Raw genomic sequence first — 23170 nt, forward strand, 5'->3', positions numbered from 1 at the left:
CTTTCAATAAATGAGCCTTAAGGAATTTGGTTCCACTTCTATTGAAGCAGGACTCAGTCCAAAATAATCTCCGTCAAGCTGGATATGTGCTTTACCTTTGATTTGTATGCTTTCTGTTTTGAGGTATTCCACATCTTCGAACATTATGTGTCTATTTATTAATATACCGGCTACATATCTGAGAATATCAAAACGCCTTTTTCCTTTAAAAAGACAGACATACAGAGTTGGCTCTGTAAGTTTTGCATCCGGAGTAATTTTTAAATTTCCACCGTATTTTGCAGCCTTACCGACAATTAATGAATAAACCTTATATGTTTTTTCATTAATATCGCATGTTAATGCTTCAGGCTTAAATCTGATCAATGTCTTAATCCCACTAAGTATATATACACCTTTCCCTGAAATTTTCTTAAGATTTTCATTTATCCTGTAAACAGATTCTCCATCATACCCTATACCTGCCATTAGGACAAAGTATCGGGTGATACGAGAAGATTGATAACCTGCTATTATTTTCCCGAGAGAAACAACATGCGGAGTTCCTTTTATTGCAATCTCTATCGCTCCTTCAACATTCTCAGGGACACCGATTTCCTTCGCAAGAACATTGGTTGTGCCCATAGGGAGAATTGCCATGGGTATATCTGAATTCACCATGCCATTTATGACCTCATTGAATGTCCCATCACCACCTGCTGCAATAACGAGAAAAGGCCGTTTATTCACTGCTTCTCTTGCAATATTCTCTGCTTCACCCCTCTGTTTTGTAAATAAGATATCAACTGCATATCCCTTTGATCTCAGGAGATGATATGCCCCTTGAATCTTTTTTTTAGAAGCGCTTTTTGCAGCAGGGTTACTTATGATAATTATTGAGGATTTCATTAAGTGGCACTACCCCTTTACTTGTGGAAACTCTATTAATTATTACTGGTGTTTCTTCAAGATAACGAGTGACTTTTTCTATATTAACCCCTTCTTTGATAAAAAAAGCCCTGCCTCCCGTTCTACTTCCCCTTTTTTTTATATGCGGTATCCTGACATAGCCATATCTTTGAGATGCTAAATACCCTGTTGTATAATCAGGGTCATCTGAAATACAAAGTTCAGCAATTATTCCTTTATAAGAAGAAACCTTGGAAGCAAGGATAATAGCCTCTTTTACTGTCTCAGTATTAATACTGTATCTTGAAAGTTCTGCGGAAAGTTTTTTTGAAGCAGAATTAGTTATCCCCAGACGTGATACCCTAATCCCTCGTTCAAAGTCAGGCTCAAGTCTTTTAGCTTTTTCTGCTGAAATAAGAGTTGCCCCTCTCATATTACCTTCTTTAATTATCTTAATAGCAACTTGAAAAGCCATTTTAGATATACCTAACATTTGTGTTATCTTTTCAATTATTTTTTCCCCTTCAAAAGGTGTTCTGCTATAAACAGTGCTTACTGGCAAAGATCTGATCGAATAAGGTTTCTGTTCAATATTTTCGATTGTTAATACAATTTTATCGGCCATGCCTTTAGGATGGTTTAATGCCCTTTCAATGTATCTATTAACTATCGTGTTAATCTCTGATTTAAAATAAAGCCCTTCTGCTCCAGATATATGGATTTCTTTTAGTTTCGATTCATGAATTTTGGTTTTTGTTTCTTTTATTTTGCATTTTGAATCTTGAGTTTTTAATTTTTTGGATGACCTCATCCTTATGCTCCAGAATTTTTTCATAGATGGATTATACCCAAAAAATGCAATTTATTAAATTTTATCTATGTTAAATCCCTGTCGCTGAAAATATCTCTAAGCGTTGTATAATTCCCCCCAAATCGCTCTATGAGTATCCTGTCGAAACGTCTTAATATTTTCATAATATAAATATCATGTTTTATATAGTCCTCGATAATAGTCACAAATCCTACATTCGAACTCCATGCCCCTTCCACCCTATTATTTCTGAATATAGTTCCCATTATTATTTCTCTTGAATCAATTACAGCAATGAATCCCTTCTCACCTTTTTCATGATATATCGTATTTTCAATAGGATGGAGATACATCTGCCCAATCCTCACTGAAGGTTGACCGAAATGAACTATTGCAATTTTGACACCTCTCCTGTGTGCTTCAAGAATCTCTTTTTCTATTTGTGTAAGCTCTTCTTTCCAGATAGAGAGAAGTATAGTGCGTGTAGTAGCTTTAATTGATTGATTGGTTTTATTTATTAGATGACTATAGTCCGTAATATTCCATATATATGAAGATGAACGTTTCGTCTTGAAATCCGATAGTCTGATCATTAATGATGTAAGAATATTCTCTGTAATATCTTTATATCTTTCAACTAAATCCTGAGGTGGTATTGGAATGTATTTAGCAGTTTTTTTCTCATCAATAATTGAGATGTTACCCTTTTCGATGAGCTTTTCGAGAACTCTATAAACCTTTGATGTAGGAACTCCAGAAGATTTACCCACCTCATAGGCAGTAGCAGGACTCTCCCGTAGTAATGTAAGGTAAACCTTCGCTTCGTATTCCGAAAAACCTAAATACATGAGGTGCTTTATTACAATATCAGTTTTATTATTATCTACCATTGTAGTTAATAATAATTTTACATATTATTGAATGTCAATTAGAATTAGATGTATCAAATAATTGCTGAATCTAAAGAGTAGTAAAAAGACCTATCTGGCCGTCCTTTTTAATCCTGTCTATTTTATCAGGTATATAGACATTTGAGATAAATTTTTCAGGAATCTCTCTTAGAAATGGGGAAGGGGACTGAGGATGTTTATGTCCATATATAAATCTGCTCCTTGTATTTGTAAGGAAGAGCTCATCCTTTGCCCGCGTCATACCAACATAAAAAAGCCTCCTCTCTTCCTCAATATCAGTTACATCCTTTTTTATGTTGTAAGGAATTAAACCTTCTTCAACACCTGTTATAAATACTACCCTGAATTCAAGCCCTTTAGACATATGGAGGGTCATAAGAGTTACAGCATCTGATTTTGAATTGTAGATATCAGCGGGTGTAATTAGTTTAATTTCTTGTATAAGTTTAACAAACATATCCGATAGTTCAAAATCATTATATTGATACTGTAATGCAATATTTTGAAGGACTATATAGACTGGGTCTCCTGAATCAGCCTTCAAAGAGATATTCTCTATGACTTTGTTGTAAAATTCAACAGGCGATAATTTCTTTAATTCATTAATAATTTTGTTATTAATCGTGGGTGGTTTTCCTATTACCTGATATGGTATTCCTGACAAACTAAAAGTTTCTTCCAATATCTGTGCTTGTGCATTCGATCTAAATAGTACTGCAAAATCTGAGAAGTTGAAACCCTGCCCTGAAAATTCTATGTTCATTCCTTCCTGAAGCATTTGATAATGACTTGTGCCTCCAATCATTCTCTCAATTTCTTTTATAATGAATTTCCCCTCTGCCTTTTCATCAGGCAATGAGATAATTCTGATCGGAAGACCTGTATCCTTCAATGGGTTGATTTTCCTTTCTATTCTCTTAAGATTATTTTTAATGAGTTCATTCGATGCCTCGATTATTATTCCTGTTGAACGATAATTATCAACGAGAGCGATTTTCTGTACATCAGTATAATCCTTATCAAAGTTCAGGAAATTAGTGACATCAGCCCCTCTGAAGGCATAGATTGCCTGGTCAGAATCTCCGATTACACAGAGGTTACGACTCTTTGGTGTAAGAAGTTTCAGCAATCTGTACTGTGCCGGATTGATATCCTGATACTCATCTACCATTATATATTCAAAGGCATCTTTATATTTTCCATGGTTATCATTATCACTGAGTATATCTATTGATTTACATATAAGGTCATCAAAATCGAAGGCGTTTTTTTCTTTCAATGTGTTCTGATATTTTTCGAAAATTGTTTTTATAGAATCATCAATGTATTCAGTATAGTTTTTTATTCTCGAAATCTTTTCAGCAACCTGCTTTAATTTCATTCCAGATTTCTTTATTAAACCCTTTAAAATATTTTCCTGCTCATCTCTGTTGATAATTATAAAACTGTCTTTGAAAAAATCTTGAATAATTCTCAAGCCGAGTAAATGAAAGGTACCAATAAATACCTTATGTGCATTTTTGCCCAGGAAATCCTCTGCCCTTTTCTTCATCTCATTTGCAGCCCTGTTAGTGAATGTCACACCAAGAATACGCTCTGGATTTGTCCCTTTGTGAATGAGATAAGAAATTCTCCGAACAATAGTTAAGGTCTTACCGGTGCCCGGCCCTGCAATAATCATCACCGGCCCCTCAGTAGTAGTCACCGCTTTTTTCTGTGATTCATTCAACCCGTAAAGTATGTCGTTCATAAAAATATCGACGTTAACCCAAATAATGCAGATATTGCTCAGAAAATTCTTTAACTCGATATTCCCCCGTAGTCCCCCTTGCCAAGGGGGGAATTAAAGGGGGGTACATGTTATATGGATAAAAATATTCAAAAAACCATCAGTTAAATGTGCACTAAGGTATCAAAAAATAAATTTTTTCGCAACATCTGTATTATTTGGGTTAATAATTATGTCTAAAATACAATCTTAATATGTTATACTTTTTAGCATCTTTTAAATTAATCTTTTTAAAAAGTAGAGTGGAACGCGAAGTAATAGAATTCGATATTATCTTTGTTGGTGGAGGGCCTGCCAATTTAAGCAGTGCAATTCATCTGACAAACCTCATCCAGAAATATAATGAGGAGATTGACAGTGGGACACGACAGGGTGAAAAAATTGATATCGAAGACAAAATTGCTGTTTTAGAAAAGGGCGCTTATTTTGGTGCACATAACATTTCTGGAGCAGTGCTCATTCCTGATGTGCTTTCAGAACTATTACCTGATCATAAGAAGCGTGGTTGTCCAGTTTATACAGAGGTAAATAAGGAATCCATTTATTTCTTAACCAGAAATAGAAAAATCAAGATTCCTTTTATTCCTTCTTTTTTGAATAATCATGGAAATTATATTATCTCACTCTCCAGATTTATAAGCTGGCTTTCTAAGATTGCAGAACAGAATAAAGTAATGCTTCTTGAAGGAACGGCTGCTGTTGAAATTCTCTATGAAGGAACAAAAGTAACAGGAGTACGTACAGACGACAAACGCCTTCAGGAGAATGGCGAATACGAAACCCCGGGTTATATTCTGAACTCAAAAGTTGTTGTTCTTGGTGAGGGAAGCAACGGCACTTTACTCAAAGGCATTGTCGAGAAATTGCATCTTGATCAAGACAGGTCTCCTTCTATTTATGAACTGGGTGTAAAGGAGATCTATGAACTAACGAATAATCCTCTCAAAAAAGGAGAATGCATTCATACATTCGGGTATCCTTTTCGAAAAGGAATTTCTGGCGGAGGATTCATTTATTGTATTTCTGAAACACAGGTTGTCATCGGGCTTATAGCTCATCTCAGTTCAGAGGACCCACAGTTAGATCCACATAAAGAACTTCAAAAATATAAAATGCATCCTCTGATAAACAGTATCATCAAAGATGGGAAACCCACTCATTACGGAGCACGAACACTTCCTTGCGGTGGATATTTTTCTATCCCAAAACTTACCTCTGATGGAGTTATGATAATCGGCGATTCTGCAAACCTTGTTGATTCTCGAAAATTGAAAGGACTGCATACAGCTATAAAATCCGGAATGCTTGCTGCAGAAGTTCTTTTTGAAGCCTATAAGACAAAAAATTTTTCAGAAAGCCAACTCGCAAAATATGAAGAAAAATTGAAAAACAGCTGGATATATTCTGACCTCAAGAAGAGCCGTAATTTCACACCTGCTGTTGCAATGGGGGTGCCTTTTCCTGGCGGGCCTCTTCTTGCTTTCCAGATTCTTACTGGCGGGGCTACTCCAATTGGAGATCTTAAATCAAAATACGATTACTTAACAACAAAGAATATAAAAAGTTTTTACGGCAGTAAATCATTCGAGCCATTGCCAAAGCCAGATGAAAGAATTATAGTAAGCAAGCTAACAGATGTATATTTATCTGGCACTTCACATGACGAAAAACAGAAAAGCCATATACGTTTGAAAGATGAAGAAAACTGCAAAAAATGTATTGATGAATATAATGCTTCCTGCACAGTATTCTGTCCAGCCGCTGTATATGAACTTGAAGGCGATAGAATAAAAGTTAATTTCAGTAACTGTCTTCATTGCAAAACCTGCGATCTGAAATGTCCTTTTGAAAATATAGTATGGAATCTCCCGGAAGGTGGTGGAGGGCCACGTTATACTTTACAATAATTAAAAAAGCATTTTCTGTCCCTTAATCTCTCTCCTGTCAACCGTTTCAAAGATCTTTATCTTACCATATTCTCCATCAAAACCTGGTGCGATATGCACATTTCCAGTACGCATACGACCAATGGCTTCTTTAATTAAAGGAGAGCATGTTTTCCCTAAGTCTTCTAAGGACAAATTCATAAGGATATTGAATTCACTACCGAGCTTATGTAACATTGACCAATATGTATTCTCTACAGCTTTACTGTTAACACCAACTTTAAGCACTTCTGCAATAATCTCAGGTAATGGAATGATCGAGTAAAAAGATGGAGCATTCAGCGGTTTGAAGCCATCTTGCCGGTCAGCAAGCTTTTCGACTCTATGCATTACTCCTACTGTAATTTTCTTACCACAAACAGGACAAAGGTAATTATGTTGAATTGTTTCCACAGGAGACAGACTGACGCCACATAACCTGTGTCCATCATAATGGTACTTCCCTTCTTCAGGGAAAAATTCTATTGTGCCAAGAAAACCTTTTTTTGTTTTGATCGCATCCATGACCCCTTTGTATGAAAGCTCTGTATCAAATATGTTTGCCTCGCGCCCTATTTTTGCAGGTGAATGTGCATCTGAATTAGATATGAGGGTGAGTCTGTCGAGCGCAGAAAGTCGCCAGTTCATTGATGGATCAGACGAAAGCCCTGTTTCAATAGCATAAATATAAGTCGCTAAATCCTCGAAACATTCTTCAACTGAATCAAATCCAGATTCTGCTCCAAATATCGAAAAATGTGGTGTCCATGCATGTGCTGGAATAAGTAAAGCATCAGGTGAAATTTCTAAAACTATTTTTAAAAGCTCTTTTGCATCAAGTCCTAATATAGGTCTCCCATCAGCATTTAGATTTCCTATTCTTGAAAGCATAATATTCAATCTTGCTGCATTAGAAAAGTCAGGCATTAAGACAATACAATGTATTTTTCTCGTCTTTGCTTTTTTACTGTAAATACAGCTTATCTCTGATGTGAGCAGAAAAAAAACTTCCTCTCTGCAACTGTCTGGAACATCATTTGTAGAAAAATCCTTTTTCAGGATAAAGAGCCCATTTCCATATGGTTCTGTTTTTTCCTGAAGTTCTTTAAACCATTCAGGATGTGTAAAGTCTCCTGTACCTATCAATTTAATCCCCTTCAATTGAGCCCATTCCCAGATTTTTTCAGGGGACATTTCCTTACTTGTTGCTCTTGAGTATTTAGAATGTATATGCAGGTCTGCAATAAAACGCATTTTGGTAGGAATCAGAGAATCTGATTTTTAATCAAATAATGCTGCCAGTTTATTGGTTTTATCCTCAATATTTTTTGCCAGCTCTTCATGTTCATTTTTTAATTTAAATAACTCATCAGCAATATCAAGTGCGGCAAGAATAGATGCTTTAACGGGTGTAACATTTGGGACTGCATTATAAACTTCTTTAAGTTTTTTATCAACGAAAGCAGCCAGTTGTTTTATATATTCTTCTGGAGCATCACCTCTAATAGTATATTTCTGTCCAAGTATATATACTTCAGTACTGCCCATAACACCTATTCTACCTCCAGTGCTTCAATCTCGTTAAGGAGAGCCTCAAGTTGGCTTTTCACAAGGCTCTTCTCTGCTTTGAGCTGCTCAATTTCTATGTTTTTTTCATTAAGAAGTCCTTCAAGTTCCTGAACTCTTCTCTCAGTAATCATCTTTTCTTCTTTAAGGGTTTTAACCTTATCAATTGCATTTGCAATTTTGTCTTCAAGTGTCTTAAGTTTTTCCAATGGTTTAACCTCCTTTTTTAATTCTCTCAGGTGTTCTTTATCTTGTTCATCATTGAAAAGAGTCTTTTGCAAAACCATCGTAAATAAAATAACAAAATGCCTGATTGAAAGTCTATAACATTTCGAATGAAATTGTCTTTCTGCTGACTCCTGCAGGAGAAAATAAGGCGTATTCAAAAAAGGTATTTATTACCCTTTTCACATAATTTTTTGTTTCGATGTATGGTATATCCTCAATAAATTCATCGACAGATTTGTAATTTGCATTTTGAGTCCACCTTTTTACTGTTTGTTCTCCAGCATTATATGCTGCAATTGCATATGCATAAGACCCAAACTCTTTTATCAAATAATTCAGGTAATAGATTCCGATTTTCAGATTTTTTTCTATATCAAAGATATCATGCATATTATTTATATTCAGTTTTAAAATGGAATCAAATCTCTTTGCAGTTGAGGGCATCAATTGCATGAGACCTATAGCACCAGCAGGAGACCTTGCTTCAGGATTGAACCTGCTCTCCTCTCTTACAATCGAAAGGACAATTAATGGTTCAATATCATATTTTTTTGCTAAACTTTCAATAATCTCTAAGTATGCTAATGGATATAAGTACGGATGCATCTTTTCATTATAAGGTACTTTTACAGCAAGCCCCACTGAATATCTGTATTCCTTAAGTTCATTGAATTTATTACATGCATATAAAACATCTTCAATGGAATCAGGATTTCTTGCAAGGTAATTTAGTTCCATCAGAGCTTCTTTTGAAAAACCTATACTGAAGAGTGTATCTATACGTTCATTTTTCTTTTCTGGTAAGGTATTTTTCGTTACAGGGACTATATCATTTGCCAGCTTTATTTTCTCATGCTCTGACAGGGCTGATGATAATAGTCCTTTGACGTGTGTCATTGCACCATAAAAATTACGGCCTTTCTCTATAAGTGAATGATACATCTGTTTTGCGTCACCACCTGCTACTTCAATACTACGGGCATGCCAGTATAAATAACGTGAATCTTTATAAGTATCATAAAGCTTTGTAAAGATTTCAGATGCCTTATCATATGCTCCTGTTAAATAGTATGTCCATCCAATTCCCCATAGGGCATCCTCACTCTCTGAAGGATATTTTTCAATTATGCTTTGATAAAGACTTAATGCCTCGTCAATTTTACCTTCCCTCCTCCTGTCTGCTGCCAGAGAAATAAGAATAGAAGCCATTCTATTATCTCCATTATCCAGTAATTCCTTTAGTGAGGAATTGACAGTTTCTTTTTCTCCAGCCCTATAGAGTGACCGTATCTCCCAGTATCGCTCATGTGCCTTAGCAAATATTTCAGCTGCCTCCTTATATTTTTTCTGTTTAAAAAGAGAAATGCCAAGATTTTTGTAGATCTGATTCTGTAACTTTTCATTATCTTTTATGATTATAGCCCTCAACTCATCTTCTGCTTTTGTGTATTGCATACGATCTATCAGATTTGAGGATCTCTCAATAATATCTTCTGTACTTATATCATCAGATTTCAATTCATTGAAAGCAGCAGATGAATAAGGTCCTGCACTTATGTAAAGATCCTTAAAGAATTCTTTTGCTTTGCTTTTATTGCCATTTTGTATTAAAAATTTTGCGTAGAGATATTTCATTCTTTGATCATTCGGATAATCAATAATGTAAGATTCATATAGCTTCTCAATATTTTCCTCTGAAATTTCAGAAGCTTCGGTTATCTCCCTGATTCTTGCCTGTTTAATAAGAGGGGTATCCTGATAGTTATTCAAAAGATCACGTATTACTTTCAGAGACTCCTTATAATTTCCTACATCATGGTATGCCTCTGAAAGCCAAAACAAGGCATAATCATCAAGTGGAGCACATCCTTTTACTGCTTCAGATAAGCGTTTTATGGCTTCTTTGTATTGTGAGTTGTCAAGCGCAATCTTTCCTTCTTTAAGATAAGCTTTGCAATCCGTCTCTTCAGCATAGGCAGGCAGTGATAGAAAAAAGATTAAAATAAAAAGACAGATAAAATATCTCATAAAAATATCATAATCAAAAGAACGAGTTTCGGCAATATTTAAATGCCATGTCCTATACCTTAAAAATTTACCCGAATAATGCAGACATTGCTCAAAAATTTCTTTAACTCGATGAATTATCGGATTTATTTTAATTGTTTTATGGATAAAAATATTCGCAAAACCATTAGTTAAAGGAACACTAAGGAATCGAAAAATAAATTTTCTCGCAACATCTGCATTATTCAATTGCATTTTTTGGGTTTATAAATAAAATGGGTTAGGTGGTTTCTTCAATACGCATAGAGTACAGACAGACGGGCTTTCTCAACAGGATTATTTGTATCCTGTGAATTTATCTCTATTCTGTATAAATAGGGTGTTGGAGGTCCGGTAAATGTTGCACATTCATAGGCTGCGCCGGCACCACAAGAAAGATTTTCTCCGCTTAAATCTGTAACACCGACAGTTGTATCAACAATCTTTGCAAAAACCCTATAATTTGTTCCATAACCAGAGAGATCGAAAGGTGGTATATCCGGACTTAAAACAGGGTCAAGCGAAGTACCATCAGATCCACATATTGTCCAGTTGTAAGAACCGTCAATATTGTAAGGTGGCATACATAATTTACGGCATAAACAATTATTTGGTAAAGGATCAGGATATATCTCATCAAATGGATTTGTATCAAAACCACAAATACAGGAAGTCGGCAAATTAACAAGTCCCTGGATTACAAGTTCACCGCGATTTGTTACAAGAGCAGCAGAAATCTCAGCTCCACCAATTCCGGCGTCAAGAGCGGATGCATATCTTTTGTGAAAACCTGAAAATTTTGTGCCCTGTATTACAAGATATAGCAATGCAGAAATAATCGCAAGAGCGATCAATGACAGGACAAGCACCATCATGAGCGCAATACCCTTTTCATTATTAATAGTACAATCTATTTCCTGACTTCTAACTTCCGCCTTCTGACTTCCCATTTTATCCTCTCAAATTCTTTGGCTTCACAACAATTCTGTCTAGCTTCCAGCGATAGTTCTGCCAATCTGGTATTGTGGTCAAGTCAAAATCTCTTCCCAATCCTTGCTCACCTACATATATTGTTTTATCTGAACAAGACGGTGGATCCTGGCAATAAGTAAAATTACTGTCCTTTTGTCCCTCGTGGGCAAGTATGTATACCCTGATATCTTTCACCTGTTCACGTATCTGCTGCGCTGTAAGGCCTGATAAATCATCCGTCCTGTTATCAACATCTCCATCATTGTCTGTATCCCTTCCGAAAATAACCTGCATATCAGCAACGCAATCAAGAATTTGATGAATGCCCCCCTGAAAAGTACCGCTATGGTTCAAAACAGCTTTTCTTAGAACACCTGTATTTGACGCGCACTTCTGTGGTATATTCAGCTTGGATATATAGTAATCAGCCCTGTTAAATGGCATCCTGAGGGCTGTATCAATCGGATCAGCAACCGGGGTAACCCCATAAACTAAATATACTTCTCCCTGAGGAGGTGCAAAGTCTGCCGGGAAGTTTTGATTAAACTGGACTGAAAATTTAGTGCTATCATTATCACTCGTTTTCAGAATTCTTTGATTATTTTCTCCCTTACTCGGTATGAGAACTATAACTCTCTCGCTTGTGCTTAAATCATCAACCGAAGAACCCCATGATCTTACCATTGTCTTTTTATTGCCAGTTGCATCTATTTTGGAAATTACTTCTGTCCATTTAGCAGAGGCGTCACTCATTGCAATATTAGTTGCCTTAAGCACAAGATAGTCAGATCCGTTTACAACATTTGTAAAATTCACATTATTACCACTTAAAATAGCCCTTGGAGGATTAGTGGTGCCACTAACAGTTGGTTCATTGTAGTTACTTGCTGGTGAACTTGAAGCTTCCTGATATGTAATACCAACCGGTATATTCCAAGGCAAACCAAATCCTGCGTGTTCAATATCTCTCTTTAATAATTCAAGACCAATTATGTTCTCGATATTGCTCTCTGCTATCTTGCTCTGCTGCTTAAATTGTGTAAGCATGGGCACAAATATTCCTGTGGCAGCAGCTATGGTAAGGACAAAAACCACCATTGTAATGAGAAGCTCTACAAGGGTAAACCCTCCTTCTTTTTTCATTATCTTCTCCTTACAGTGGTTATGCTCTGCGTGTAGCACTCATTTTTATATTCCCACGCTGCTAATATTTCTATCTGCTTTGTGCTCAAAGTGACACCATCCGGATCAAGGGCGTCAGTCACTGTCACCTCTAAACCAAATGGGAAATTTTGTATATTTCTGAAATTTCTTTCTATTTTTATTGGATAACTCGGGTCTGCACAAGATGATATTGTTGCTGTGGATGGAGTATTGCATGTCTCACCGTTAGCACAATCTTCATTAACTGAACATATATTATTTGTTATTGAACAAATCCCTGGATTCGATTTAACATGATCAAATGGAAGAGTCCTTATCTCTTCAGCCTTCTGTGACACAATATTAACCGCCTCTTCTCTAAGAAGATTTCTCATGTTATGGTCTATCCCGAGCAGTGCTGCCTGAAGTAATCCGATGAAAACAAGAAGCAGCACAACAAGCGCAATCATTACCTCAACAAGGGAGACACCTTTATTGCCTATGTTATTTTTCATCACAAGCAGTTCCTGTTGTATTTGTTTTACCCATCCTTATTCTTGCCTCATCTATTATCAGGCAGTCAAAGTCAGGGTCTAATGAATTGTCTATACGGAAGCTGATGGCTGCTGTTGCATTTGAAATAAGCCCTCGTGTATCAAAAGTTAATGTTCGAGGCAAAGTGCCGGAACTTATCATTTTGAACTGATAGTTATATATTAGTGTTTTCGGTTTTGACCATATTGACTGATCTTCTGCATCAGGTGAATTTCCATAACTATTATTTGTATCCTCATAAATAGCGTAATTGTCTGTATTAATCACTGCAAAGTGAAGCATGTTTCTTGTCATAGCCCTTGTCCTCGCCTCCATCAGGTCTGAATATACCTCCTTGATTTGACTCTCAATTCTGTATTTTCCCATCCATCCTTCATACGAGAAACCAAAGGCTATCACGAGTATAGCAATAATACTCACAACAACCATAGTTTCGACTAATGTTATACCTTTGTATGTCATCTTTGCTGTAGGTGAAAAACTCTTCTTATCGGCCTTGGAGGGATATTCACCTGCGGTTTTTCTGTTGCTGCTATTCCTTCAGTTGGCCCGGTTCTGCGGTAATCAACAGTCTCCCCTTCAGGTGCCCCATAGTCTCTTTTCTGTGTAAATGCTGATGGCAAATGAATTTCTCCTATACTTCCAGTTGATACCTGTATTAATACTTTTCCCCTTAATACATGTTTTTTTACAGCTCCTCCTGTTGCATAATAGACAGCCCAGAGATGAGTTATTCCACCATATTCACATACATCTGCTGTTGGTTTAATAGTTGTGAAAAATACAGCTCCAATCGGCGTAGCAAGTGGATCAGTTACCATACGTTCTGCTCTGTATACAACACTTGAATCTGCACATGATGGGGCTTCACTTCCATTTAAAGTAGTGCACGAATCAAGATTTATCTTCCAGCCTTCAGATGTTGCATTGGTTGAATCTGTTGTAACATCTCCGAGAGAACCATCACCTGAATAAAATGAATTGCAGGTTGAATCAAGTTTTGCATCACCACTATCAAAACAGGGATCTTTTAATCCATATAATTTTCTGATGCTGTTTGCGTCATCAATCTCTGAGGCAATCTTATAGTAGTATCTGCCAGTCCCGAAAAATAGCCATAAGGATTCATTACCAACTTCATAATTCTGAAGTTTTGATACTGCTGTTGTAACAGGACCAATATCTACAATAACCTTTTCCAGTGTCCATTGGCTTGGGTCAGCAGATTCTTTTGTGTTAAGACGCAAAACGCCGCCTTTTGTCCATTTGGTAGTATTGATATCAATTTCTTCTACTTCTGCCTGTGTGTATCCAAAATAAATAGCGTCGTCTGAATAGAAACCTGATGAGGTGGGATTATTCTGATCAAGATCAACAGGAGAGCTTATCAAAGAACCTGCAAAAGCATTCTGGATTGTTGAACCATCTTTTGTCTGCTTTATGATTCTCGCAATATTCCCTGTTGCGAGATCCAGAACAAAAACTTTTAGTGGCTGATCAGAATAACCCATAAACTGATGTGCCTCAGTATTGATTGGGCCGGTTGGTCCTGAGGCAAATACAGCAAACCATTTTCCATTTTTACCTTTGGGTCCGATTCTGACAATCGCAGGTCCTGAAGTTGCAAAACCAAAGCCACCTGTTGCAGTTTCACCAGGGTAAAGGGTTTCTATTTGCTCATTTGAAAATTCCCAGAGCACTTCAGGAGGTTTTGTTGGATCAGCAAGTGTATTTGTTATATCAAGTGCAAAATATGAGGAATAACCAATTCCTGCTGAAGGGGTCTGGACACCAAATGAGCTTGCAGTATCCCTGGATGCGCCACCATAACGCATCCCGCCTATGAGTATAGTCCTCCAGCTATTTACACTTATCGGATCATCAGGTTTTCCTCCTATGCTGACATCAAACAGATTTGGTACTGCATCTGCAAAATATAGATGACAATACTCTTCATCAGTCATATATCTGAGATATGGCAGGGCGTGTTTGGGTATGTAAGCCCACATCTCTTCCCCCAGATCTGTTCCCGATAATTCTGCTTTCTTACAATTTTCTTCATATATTTTAATGGTTCCGAGTTTAAAGGCATGAAGCATTCCGTCATTTGCACCAACAAAAACCATCCCCCTGTTTTTATAGTCCTGTGTTGAGATGAATTGATTATTGTTGATGGGGTCAGTCAATTTAGGGCTATAACCATAAGGGCCATATGAGATGTCACCATATACCTTATGATAAGTATTCAAAGGTGACCATGATGCAACTTTCGGAGTTGATGTTACTATATCTCCAAGCTTCCATGTATTTGAAACACCACTGATTGAAATAGTTCTTTTTCTATAATCAGGGCTATATCCTGAATCTATTTCAGGGCTGAATGGAGTATCTTCTCCCCTAACATATCTTATAATTGCGTTCGCCTCATTAACATCTGATGCCTGTAGAAGTGATATTAAAGTAGAACCACTACCTATTGGATTTGCAACTTGTGGTATCTGAATCCTTGTAGTTCCATCAAATGTATAAATATTTCTTGTTAACGGATTTTTTGCCCATAATAATTTGCCAGCTTCCCAGAGATACTTTATTTTATTGGATGGGTCAATAAATTCATCCAGATATTTATAGCCCACGTAACTGTTGGCGGTGCCATCGCAATCGGAGTCTGAATATAGATTAGCTATAGTATTTTGATCTGTTGCTGAAGCAGGAAATTTAAAATGCATTATATAATCAGAACTCAAATCAAGCTCTTTAATGCTACTGGTATCACTCGAATTCTCTCTGATAGTGCTATATATCATATAAGGGTCAATATAATACCAGAAGTTCTGGAGTGAACCTGTCCATTTTATTGTAGTTCCGCCGGAACTTCGCTGTGGATAAAAGAGTGCCTGTAGCAGATTCGCTCCACTTCCCTCGCCGGATGCAAGAACAGAAGCAGCAGTTCCTGAAGATGACCTTGCAGCTATCCTCTGAAAAGTCTCTTCCAGAGCACTATATAGCTGTGATGGATCTTCAGCAACACTGAGCTTTGATCCTCCGTTTTCAGCGGTTTCCTGCATCAATACATTTGGATCACACTCATCAGGTTCACCTGTTGCTTCTCCTGTAAAAACTACATGTGTCAGAATTGTCCTGCTGTTTATCGAGTCATCGGGAGGTGGCGCACTAAAATCCTTGATGTCTCTATTTTTGGCTACCCAGGCAAGGTCGTCGAGGTTTCTACTTCCTGCAAATTGGGGGCAGGTGGGAAATGATGTAAGAGTTAAAGGCACATCATAAAATGTATCATCCGGTTCTTCATGATATACTCGAACAGTATCTCTCACCTTTGTATCAAGGTCTGCTGTTGACATGCCGTCAGTTATAATCAATATATTGTTATTCTGGCATCTGTATTGGACGGGGTCAGGATAATTAATATCTTCAGATTCAGTTATAAAGTTACCGTCTGCTATCCTGAGATCTGTCCTCTGTGCAAAATATCCGATTGCATCATGAAATGCTTCGGCAAAAGGAGTCCATGATGCTGCCTGAATATCATCAATTGACTTAATTAAACCTGAACTGTGATCTCCAACCTTAGAAACGCATTCTTGACCCGATGGGCAATCTTGGTCAATATCACACAGAGTTGAAGATACAGAGCAAACATTTTTAATGTAATGTATTATTTGACCACCATCAGCATTGGAAGAAAGCACACATCTTTCACCGGAGGGACAATCCGCATCAACTGCACAACTCTTTGTAGTAGTTTCTGAACAGATTTTCGGGCATAATATATTTGAAGCATCTATGGGGCATTCTTCGTCAGAACCGTTGAAATTAAAAACCATTGCACCAAAACGGATTGAGTCTTCATACTTCTGAATTAAGCCGTCAGGGGGCGTTGCAATCGATACTTTAACATAAAAGACATCATCTATACTTCCAGCAGGCATAAGAGGATCTCCTAATGCCCTGACACTCGCATCTCTTATGACAGCAGGCACGTTGTCTGCTGTATCAATGGATGCTCCACCTGATGGGTCTATCACTTCTGGGGCAGCATACCCGCTACAGTAATGTAAAAATTCTCTTTTTACGCAGGCTTCTCCACCAACAAATTTATCAGCCGACCCATTCCAGCACTTGCCGACAAAACCTGTTGTGTCAGATCCCAAAAAGTCATAATAAGGTGATGATGGAGTAATGTGTGTAACAGTTCTTGCACAGATATAATTTCCGCCTGCTTCGTTATTGAGGATTGATTCACATGTACTTAGATCATTCGGATCCGGACAATCTTTAGTGTAAACGTTTGTACAATTAGTTTCTAAATTGGTGATTGTGACATTCTTTAAAAGGTTTGCTTCAGTAAATGCCAGTTTCCCTGCTTCAATATCTTCAATATTATTTTTTATATGGTAACAGCCTCTAACAGATTCAATGAAAGTAGCCAGTTCCCTGCCTGATGCTGTTCCCCCTCCTCCTGAAATCCCAAGACAATCACTTGCTGCATTCGTCCATTGACCTAAAGGGTCATCAGCAGCCCAAATATCAATGGCATCCTGACAACGTTCTTCATTATAGGTCCCCTGAAATATTTCAATCCTTGTCAAGCCTCCCTGTGTTTCAGGATTGGTATAATCAGGTTCAAGCGCATTAGGTCCTCTTACAGCGAAAGTTATATCAGCAAAGTCAGGTATCCTTTTTATAAATCTTCTTCCTAAACAACCCCTTGATTCGCCGACAAGAACCCTGTTGAGTGTGTCATACTTACCGCCTGTTAATATCTTTTTCTGCACATCGAATTTAGATGCTGAAAGCCAATTAAGGAATTTTCCTTTTGCTATAAAATTATCTACAGTAGTTCCTGTTATATTAATGCATACAAAGTCTGTTCGATATGTGCAACTCCCGGGGAGCGCTGCTCCCGGAACAAACTTACTACTTGCTCCGTTGTAGCTATAAAACTCATTTTGCTCAAAATAACCTTCATACGGTTCTACATCGTTATACGAGGTATCGTAGCAATAATCAGCTTCAGGACTCTCGTCTATATAAGTTAAATCATACATACTGGCAGAGTTATCAATCATCAAAAGCAGATTTGGCTTAACACCTGAAACGACAAAAGGAGGGGTAATACAGTAATCATTCATTATTTGCGCATGAGCTGGTAAGTTTTTTAAAACTAAGCTTATAATTCCAAATATAAAAATTGCCTTAATAAATTGCTTCATATTGCACATCTTGTTTCAATGAATAAAAATAGCATTTGCTTATTTTAGCAAAAAGCGTTCTAATTTTTCAATTAATTGATTTTTATTGATTATTTATTTTACAGATACTGCAGAAGGGTTTAATTGTGTAAAAGGTTACATATTTTATGTAATCATTTGATTAAAAATTGTAGCCATATAGTCAGACTTTTCGTCATTCATATTTCATAACAAAACAAGTAGGACAGGCGTCTCGCCTGTCCTGAAAGGTGAAATGCTCGGACAGCCTTATCCTGAAGCAATCTCGTCTCTTTTTCATCGAGAATCGCTGGACATTCTTATTTTACTTCGAGGGTGAAACTTTGTAGAACTTCACCACCCTGTCCGTCTGTAACAGATACCGATACAGGCGCTTCACCTCTAAAATCTGTTGGGATACTCCATTGAATCTGTCCAGTGGCAGTATTTATAGTCATTCCTGATGGTGCGGTTTTCAGGGTATATGTAAGCTTATCGCCATCCGGATCACTTGCTTTTACCCTGTAACTATAAAAGCTTCCTTTTATATTTAGCATATCTTCCGATGGTTGTATTACAGGCGATGCATTGGCAATTACTATGTTAAGTGTTAGAGGATTTCCATAAGTTTTACCATCATACGGAATCAGCCTCACTGATATTTTATCTCCGCGCTTGAATTCCTCTGTTACTTTCAATGTAGAAGTTTCTATGGGTAAAAGCGTTTCATTTTTTGACCACTGATAAGAAATTGTGACTGGATCATCTTCCTTGTCAAGTGTAACTGCTTCAATCTTAATCGTGTCTCCAATGACAGGATACTGCGGGTAAACGTCCAGAGTTGTTATTCGTGGAGGTGTATTAGGTGTCTGAGTTGTCACATCACCTTCTCGCGGAGTTTCAGGCGCTGGAACCACAGGTGATTTCGATTCCTTTTGTTTCAGTTCTTCTGTAAATGTGGTCTGTGGAACAGTCTGCTTTTCTTCTTTTCCTTTGCAACCTGAAATAATTAAGGCTGATAATAAAATAATTATGGATAATAATCTAATCATTTTTATTACTCCTCTCCAAATAGTAGGACAGGCGAGACGCCTGTCTTTATGTATAATTTAATCCCATCCATCCATCTTTATTCACAATCTAACCTCATCCAGTAGGACAGGCGAGACGCCTGACTCTATGTATAATTTAACCCCATCCATCCATCTCTATTCACAATCTAACCTCATCCGGTAGGACAGGCGTCCCGCCTGTCTATTTATAATCATTTATCCAACCTTTGATATAAAGCCATTTATACTCTTCATACTCTTCTACCAAATTTGCTTTGATTGGATTATTTGCAATATAGTTAAGTTTCTCTAATAGTTCCTTTTCATCTCTTATTACACTATCAAAATTCTCATCATGCCATAATTTACCACTTCTATTTGATACTTTATTAATTTCATGTGCAGTAAAGCTTTTGATGCTATGCATTATCTTAGATAATGTATCTATAGGGTTTATCACCATATGAACATGATCATCTAATACTACAACAGCATAGAGTTCATAGCTCTTACCATCTAAAAAACGAATTGCTTCAAAAACACAATCTTTATGTGATGGATGTAAGAATTGCCTGTTATGCGTAGTAAATGTAATGAAATAATACCCAGCAGAGAGTTGAATGTGCGGAAGATGTCGTCTCCATGAATGTTCTGACAGGCGAGACGCCTGTCCTACTTGTGGTTCTGCTGGCGGTTCTACTTGTGGTTCTGTTTGTAGTTCTGTTTGTGGTTCTCCTGGCGGTTCTGCTTGTGGTTCTGCTTGTGGTTCTGTTTGTAGTTCTGTTTGTGGTTCTGCTGGCGGTTCTACTTGTGGTTCTGCTGGCGGTTTTTCGTTTTTCATATCAACTACCATTTCAGATATTATGGACAGCTTGGAGATGTAACCCTACTGACTGTTCTCTGTTTTTCATATAAACTGTCCCTATTTTTCACGAAACTCTTGAAATTACCATAATCGCCATTTGTTAAGTAATTGAAATTATAATTATTTCGCATAAATTTATAAAGTAGAATAACAAGAAAAATTTAAAGAACTGGATTCCGCATCAAGAGACTGTGTCACAATGGTAGCCGCAGGCTTTAGCCTGCGTATATTCTGCTTGTAAAGAAGAAGTGTTAGTGACAACAATACATTAGGCTTCAGATAATTATCGCTTTAATTAATAGGCATAGAGCACTGACAGCCTTGACCTCTCGGTTTGGGTTGTATTGTTCACTGAATCAATTTCAATTCTGTATAAATAAGGCATTGGAGGGGCTGAAATTACTCCTGAAGTTGATGAAGCAACTCCTCCTGTGCCAAGCTCTTCACCACTAAGACTTGAGTTGCCAATAGTTGTATCAACTATTTTCACAGATACCTGGTAGGAGTCTGTCCCGAGACCGGAAAGGTCAAATTGCATCCTATCCCCAAGATATGGATCTGTTGACAATAACGGATCAAGCGTGCTGCTGCATGTTGCAGGCCAGTTTGAAGTAGGGTCACATAATTTGGCACATATGCATATATATTCTGAGTCGGCAGGAATAGACGAACCATCTGAAAATTTATTGTCACCGGGGGTAACAGGATCGCCACAATCACACTGATTTGGTAAATTAACATAATATTCTCCGTCACCTTTTGGAATTACAAGATTGCCGCGATTCGATATGAGTGCGCCTACTATTTCTGCTCCGCCGATTCCTGCTTCGCGGGCTGACTCATATCTCTTCATGAAACCCGAAGTCTTTGTGCCCTGTATGACAAGATAGACTAATGTAGCCACAATAGCCAGTGCGATTAATGACAGCACAAGCACCATCATGAGTGCAATACCCTTTTCATTATTAATAGTAGTATTTATTTTCTGACTTCTCATTTTATCCTCTCAAATTGTCTGGTTTCACGACTATTGTATATATCTTCCACCGATAATTCTGGTAGTCTGCAATAGGAGTAAGGTCAAAATTTCTTCCTAAATTTAATGCCTGAGGAATCGTCTCGTCAGCCCCAACATAAATAGAATTGCTTTGATATCTATAAGTAGCATCTTTTTGTCCTTCATGAGCAAGTATATAAACCCTTACTTCCTTTAATTGTTGCCTTATTTGATTGGCTGTGAGCCCTGATATGTCAGATGCTTCATTATCAATAACCCCGTCATCATCTGTATCACTTCTGAAGATTATCTGCATATCAGCCACGCAATCAAAGAGGGGAATTTCTGGGTTTCTTGTACCATCTCCATGATTTATAAGCCCTTTCATAAGGACACCTGTGGTTGGAGCACAACGGGGAGGCACGTTTGTAGTTGATATATAATAATCTGCCCTGTTGAAAGGCATCCTGAGATTAACACTGTCAACGCCATATACTAAATAACGATCATTGGAGGTGGCTGGTGCAAAACCTGCAGGGAAATTAGCTGAATCAAATATGTCATAAAAACTGGCACCATCGTTTACCAATACTTTTTGATTATTTTCGCCCCGGCTTGGAATTATTACAATAACCCTGTCCAGACCGCTAACCAAATCTTCAGTAGTATTGCCCCAAATATGAACAGTGCTACCACCACCACCTGTCCCTGTAACATAAGTCCATTTAACAGTCGGTTCACTTGTAGAGACACTCGTTGCCTTGATAACAAGATAATCTGAGCCATTTGTTCCGGCATCATCGCCGCTTAATATAGCTCTTGGGGGATCGGAAGGAGAATCATTATATAATGACGCTGGAGCCGCGGCTGCTTCATTATAACTAACAGCAGTGGGCACAACCCATGGGATGCCAAAACCTGCCTGCTCAATGTCTTTTCTTAATAGTTCAAGCCCGATTATGCCTTCTATATTACTCTCTGCTATCTTGCTCTGTTGTTTGAACTGTGTTAGTATGGGCACAAATATTCCTGTTGCAGCAGCTATGGTAAGGACAAAGACCACCATTGTGATGAGAAGTTCTACTAATGTAAATCCTTCCTCTCTCTTAATCATCTTCTCCTCAATGTAGTTGCACTTTGAATAAAATCTTCACCTTTCCATCTCCATGTTACCCTGACATTTATCCGTTTTGTATTAGAAGCAGCATCATCAGTAGCACAATTATCATCTCCATCAACATCTTTACAAGTAATATTTGTACAAAAATCTTTTGTTATATTTCTAAAGGTTCTTTGAATTCTTTCTCCATTAGTGAAAGTATTTGGACAATCAACCCCTCCTGGAAGAGATGTAGTGTCTGATACTACATTAGCGAAAGGTTCATTTCTGACTTCTTCCAGCCTTGCTGCGGCAACATTAACCGCCTCTTCTCTCAAAAGGTTTCGCATGTTATGGTCTATGCCGAGAAGTGCTGCCTGCAATAATCCAATAAAAACAAGTAGAAGCACCACAAGCGCAATCATTACCTCAACAAGGCTCACACCTTTGTCATTGTAAAGGGTTCTCATCACCTTATTTTTCTTCACAGATTGTTCCATTATACTGACCCATCCTTATTCTTGAACGATCCAATAACAAACAATCATAATCCGGCTCATATGTGCTATCAATACGTGTAACTATTTGCGTGGTTACAGGTAAAATGTTGCCTCCACTTACATATGATAAAAGCCCTCTTGTGTCAATGATTAGCGTTAGAGGCAATGTCTCAGCGCTGACCATTGTGAACTGATATCCATACTCAAGCGTCTTTGCGCTATCCCATATAGTATCATCTCCGGCATCAGGGGCTATCCCGAGACTGTCATTTGTGTCTTCAGTTGCCTGATAGTTGTTGGTATCCAGAGAGACAAAATACCTGTGATTTCTTGTTACAGCCCTTGATCGTGCATCCATCAAATCAGCATATATCTGCTTTATCTGGCTTTCTACCCTGTATTTACCCATCCATCCCTGATACGAAAACCCAAAGGCAATCACAAGTATAGCGATAATACTCACAACAACCATAACCTCAGTTAATGTTACGCCGTCATCCTTTTCTATATTCGCTATGTTCGACCGCTTAATATGTTTGTCATTGCAAGAGACGAGATTGCTTCGTTTCACTCGCAATGACAATTCCTTATT

20 protein-coding genes are annotated in these 23170 nt (G+C 37.5%); 1 reads left to right on the top strand and 19 read right to left on the bottom strand.

The genetic code is table 11. The features are described from left to right. Positions 1–3 precede the first annotated feature (3 nt). From HXY53_00575 to HXY53_00590, 4 genes are all read right to left on the bottom strand, one after another. The gene (locus HXY53_00575) at positions 4–888 is read right to left on the bottom strand and encodes a diacylglycerol kinase family lipid kinase (protein NWF75063.1); all 885 of its coding nucleotides are present in this window, start codon (positions 886–888) and stop codon (positions 4–6) included. Then, positions 860–1723 carry a 6-carboxyhexanoate--CoA ligase gene (locus HXY53_00580; protein NWF75064.1) on the bottom strand — a complete coding sequence of 288 codons (864 nt, stop codon included), beginning with the start codon at positions 1721–1723 and terminating at the stop codon, positions 860–862. Before HXY53_00580 ends, HXY53_00575 begins: the two co-directional genes overlap by 29 nt. 41 nt (positions 1724–1764) lie before the next feature. Beyond that, positions 1765–2589, bottom strand: a complete 825-nt coding sequence (locus tag HXY53_00585) for a TrmB family transcriptional regulator (protein NWF75065.1) — start codon at positions 2587–2589, stop codon at positions 1765–1767. A gap of 70 nt (positions 2590–2659) precedes the next feature. Further along, positions 2660–4360 carry a UvrD-helicase domain-containing protein gene (locus tag HXY53_00590; GenBank protein ID NWF75066.1) on the bottom strand — a complete coding sequence of 567 codons (1701 nt, stop codon included), beginning with the start codon at positions 4358–4360 and terminating at the stop codon, positions 2660–2662. 281 nt (positions 4361–4641) lie between these two features. Between HXY53_00590 and HXY53_00595 the strand changes: the two genes are divergently transcribed. Then, entirely contained in the window at positions 4642–6306 is a 1665-nt protein-coding gene (locus HXY53_00595; protein ID NWF75067.1) for a 4Fe-4S dicluster domain-containing protein, read from the top strand. Here HXY53_00595 and HXY53_00600 read toward each other — a convergent pair whose 3' ends face one another. The 15 genes from HXY53_00600 to HXY53_00670 form a co-directional block, all read right to left on the bottom strand. Continuing rightward, entirely contained in the window at positions 6307–7578 is a 1272-nt protein-coding gene (locus tag HXY53_00600) for a DNA helicase UvrD (GenBank protein ID NWF75068.1), read from the bottom strand. Positions 7579–7605: 27 nt separating this feature from the next. Beyond that, positions 7606–7872 (bottom strand): cell division protein ZapA, encoded by a 267-nt coding sequence (locus HXY53_00605; protein NWF75069.1) that lies wholly within the window; start codon positions 7870–7872, stop codon positions 7606–7608. A 5-nt stretch (positions 7873–7877) separates the two neighbouring features. Continuing rightward, entirely contained in the window at positions 7878–8099 is a 222-nt protein-coding gene (gene zapB / locus HXY53_00610) for a cell division protein ZapB (protein NWF75070.1), read from the bottom strand. Between the two features lie 112 nt (positions 8100–8211). Further along, on the bottom strand, positions 8212–10146 hold the full coding sequence (locus HXY53_00615; protein NWF75071.1) for a transglycosylase SLT domain-containing protein: 1935 nt from the start codon (positions 10144–10146) through the stop codon (positions 8212–8214). 272 nt (positions 10147–10418) lie between these two features. Next, positions 10419–11114 carry a hypothetical protein gene (locus HXY53_00620; GenBank protein ID NWF75072.1) on the bottom strand — a complete coding sequence of 232 codons (696 nt, stop codon included), beginning with the start codon at positions 11112–11114 and terminating at the stop codon, positions 10419–10421. Between the two features lies 1 nt (position 11115). Then, positions 11116–12279, bottom strand: coding sequence for a prepilin-type N-terminal cleavage/methylation domain-containing protein (locus tag HXY53_00625; protein ID NWF75073.1), 1164 nt, complete (start codon positions 12277–12279; stop codon positions 11116–11118). After that, positions 12279–12794 (bottom strand): prepilin-type N-terminal cleavage/methylation domain-containing protein, encoded by a 516-nt coding sequence (locus tag HXY53_00630; GenBank protein NWF75074.1) that lies wholly within the window; start codon positions 12792–12794, stop codon positions 12279–12281. The genes HXY53_00625 and HXY53_00630 overlap by 1 nt, the downstream gene beginning before the upstream one ends. Continuing rightward, positions 12784–13296, bottom strand: a complete 513-nt coding sequence (locus HXY53_00635; GenBank protein ID NWF75075.1) for a prepilin-type N-terminal cleavage/methylation domain-containing protein — start codon at positions 13294–13296, stop codon at positions 12784–12786. The genes HXY53_00630 and HXY53_00635 overlap by 11 nt, the downstream gene beginning before the upstream one ends. Beyond that, positions 13293–18068, bottom strand: a complete 4776-nt coding sequence (locus HXY53_00640; protein NWF75076.1) for a hypothetical protein — start codon at positions 18066–18068, stop codon at positions 13293–13295. The genes HXY53_00635 and HXY53_00640 overlap by 4 nt, the downstream gene beginning before the upstream one ends. Before the next feature lie 317 nt (positions 18069–18385). Continuing rightward, on the bottom strand, positions 18386–19117 hold the full coding sequence (locus HXY53_00645; protein NWF75077.1) for a cadherin-like domain-containing protein: 732 nt from the start codon (positions 19115–19117) through the stop codon (positions 18386–18388). Positions 19118–19319: 202 nt separating this feature from the next. Beyond that, positions 19320–19958, bottom strand: coding sequence for a transposase (locus HXY53_00650; GenBank protein NWF75078.1), 639 nt, complete (start codon positions 19956–19958; stop codon positions 19320–19322). 319 nt (positions 19959–20277) lie between these two features. Beyond that, entirely contained in the window at positions 20278–20979 is a 702-nt protein-coding gene (locus HXY53_00655) for a hypothetical protein (GenBank protein NWF75079.1), read from the bottom strand. Position 20980: 1 nt separating this feature from the next. Beyond that, on the bottom strand, positions 20981–22093 hold the full coding sequence (locus HXY53_00660) for a prepilin-type N-terminal cleavage/methylation domain-containing protein (protein NWF75080.1): 1113 nt from the start codon (positions 22091–22093) through the stop codon (positions 20981–20983). Further along, positions 22090–22578 carry a prepilin-type N-terminal cleavage/methylation domain-containing protein gene (locus tag HXY53_00665; GenBank protein ID NWF75081.1) on the bottom strand — a complete coding sequence of 163 codons (489 nt, stop codon included), beginning with the start codon at positions 22576–22578 and terminating at the stop codon, positions 22090–22092. The genes HXY53_00660 and HXY53_00665 overlap by 4 nt, the downstream gene beginning before the upstream one ends. Beyond that, positions 22553–23149, bottom strand: a complete 597-nt coding sequence (locus HXY53_00670; protein ID NWF75082.1) for a prepilin-type N-terminal cleavage/methylation domain-containing protein — start codon at positions 23147–23149, stop codon at positions 22553–22555. The genes HXY53_00665 and HXY53_00670 overlap by 26 nt, the downstream gene beginning before the upstream one ends. Positions 23150–23170 lie beyond the last annotated feature (21 nt).

It is taken from the genome of Nitrospirota bacterium (genome assembly GCA_013388455.1).
Classification (GTDB): Bacteria; Nitrospirota; Thermodesulfovibrionia; order Thermodesulfovibrionales; family SM23-35; genus JACAFF01.

What these genes read in the sequence shown, in the direction of transcription:
- HXY53_00575 (NWF75063.1), bottom strand. Translation starts at nt 888, where the DNA reads ATGAAATCCTCAATAATTATCATAAGTAACCCTGCTGCAAAAAGCGCT.
- HXY53_00580 (NWF75064.1), bottom strand. Translation starts at nt 1,723, where the DNA reads ATGAAAAAATTCTGGAGCATAAGGATGAGGTCATCCAAAAAATTAAAA.
- HXY53_00585 (NWF75065.1), bottom strand. Translation starts at nt 2,589, where the DNA reads ATGGTAGATAATAATAAAACTGATATTGTAATAAAGCACCTCATGTAT.
- HXY53_00590 (NWF75066.1), bottom strand. Translation starts at nt 4,360, where the DNA reads ATGAACGACATACTTTACGGGTTGAATGAATCACAGAAAAAAGCGGTG.
- HXY53_00600 (NWF75068.1), bottom strand. Translation starts at nt 7,578, where the DNA reads ATGCGTTTTATTGCAGACCTGCATATACATTCTAAATACTCAAGAGCA.
- HXY53_00605 (NWF75069.1), bottom strand. Translation starts at nt 7,872, where the DNA reads ATGGGCAGTACTGAAGTATATATACTTGGACAGAAATATACTATTAGA.
- HXY53_00615 (NWF75071.1), bottom strand. Translation starts at nt 10,146, where the DNA reads ATGAGATATTTTATCTGTCTTTTTATTTTAATCTTTTTTCTATCACTG.
- HXY53_00620 (NWF75072.1), bottom strand. Translation starts at nt 11,114, where the DNA reads ATGGGAAGTCAGAAGGCGGAAGTTAGAAGTCAGGAAATAGATTGTACT.
- HXY53_00625 (NWF75073.1), bottom strand. Translation starts at nt 12,279, where the DNA reads ATGAAAAAAGAAGGAGGGTTTACCCTTGTAGAGCTTCTCATTACAATG.
- HXY53_00630 (NWF75074.1), bottom strand. Translation starts at nt 12,794, where the DNA reads ATGAAAAATAACATAGGCAATAAAGGTGTCTCCCTTGTTGAGGTAATG.
- HXY53_00635 (NWF75075.1), bottom strand. Translation starts at nt 13,296, where the DNA reads ATGACATACAAAGGTATAACATTAGTCGAAACTATGGTTGTTGTGAGT.
- HXY53_00640 (NWF75076.1), bottom strand. Translation starts at nt 18,068, where the DNA reads ATGAAGCAATTTATTAAGGCAATTTTTATATTTGGAATTATAAGCTTA.
- HXY53_00645 (NWF75077.1), bottom strand. Translation starts at nt 19,117, where the DNA reads ATGATTAGATTATTATCCATAATTATTTTATTATCAGCCTTAATTATT.
- HXY53_00650 (NWF75078.1), bottom strand. Translation starts at nt 19,958, where the DNA reads ATGAAAAACGAAAAACCGCCAGCAGAACCACAAGTAGAACCGCCAGCA.
- HXY53_00655 (NWF75079.1), bottom strand. Translation starts at nt 20,979, where the DNA reads ATGAGAAGTCAGAAAATAAATACTACTATTAATAATGAAAAGGGTATT.
- HXY53_00660 (NWF75080.1), bottom strand. Translation starts at nt 22,093, where the DNA reads ATGATTAAGAGAGAGGAAGGATTTACATTAGTAGAACTTCTCATCACA.
- HXY53_00665 (NWF75081.1), bottom strand. Translation starts at nt 22,578, where the DNA reads ATGGAACAATCTGTGAAGAAAAATAAGGTGATGAGAACCCTTTACAAT.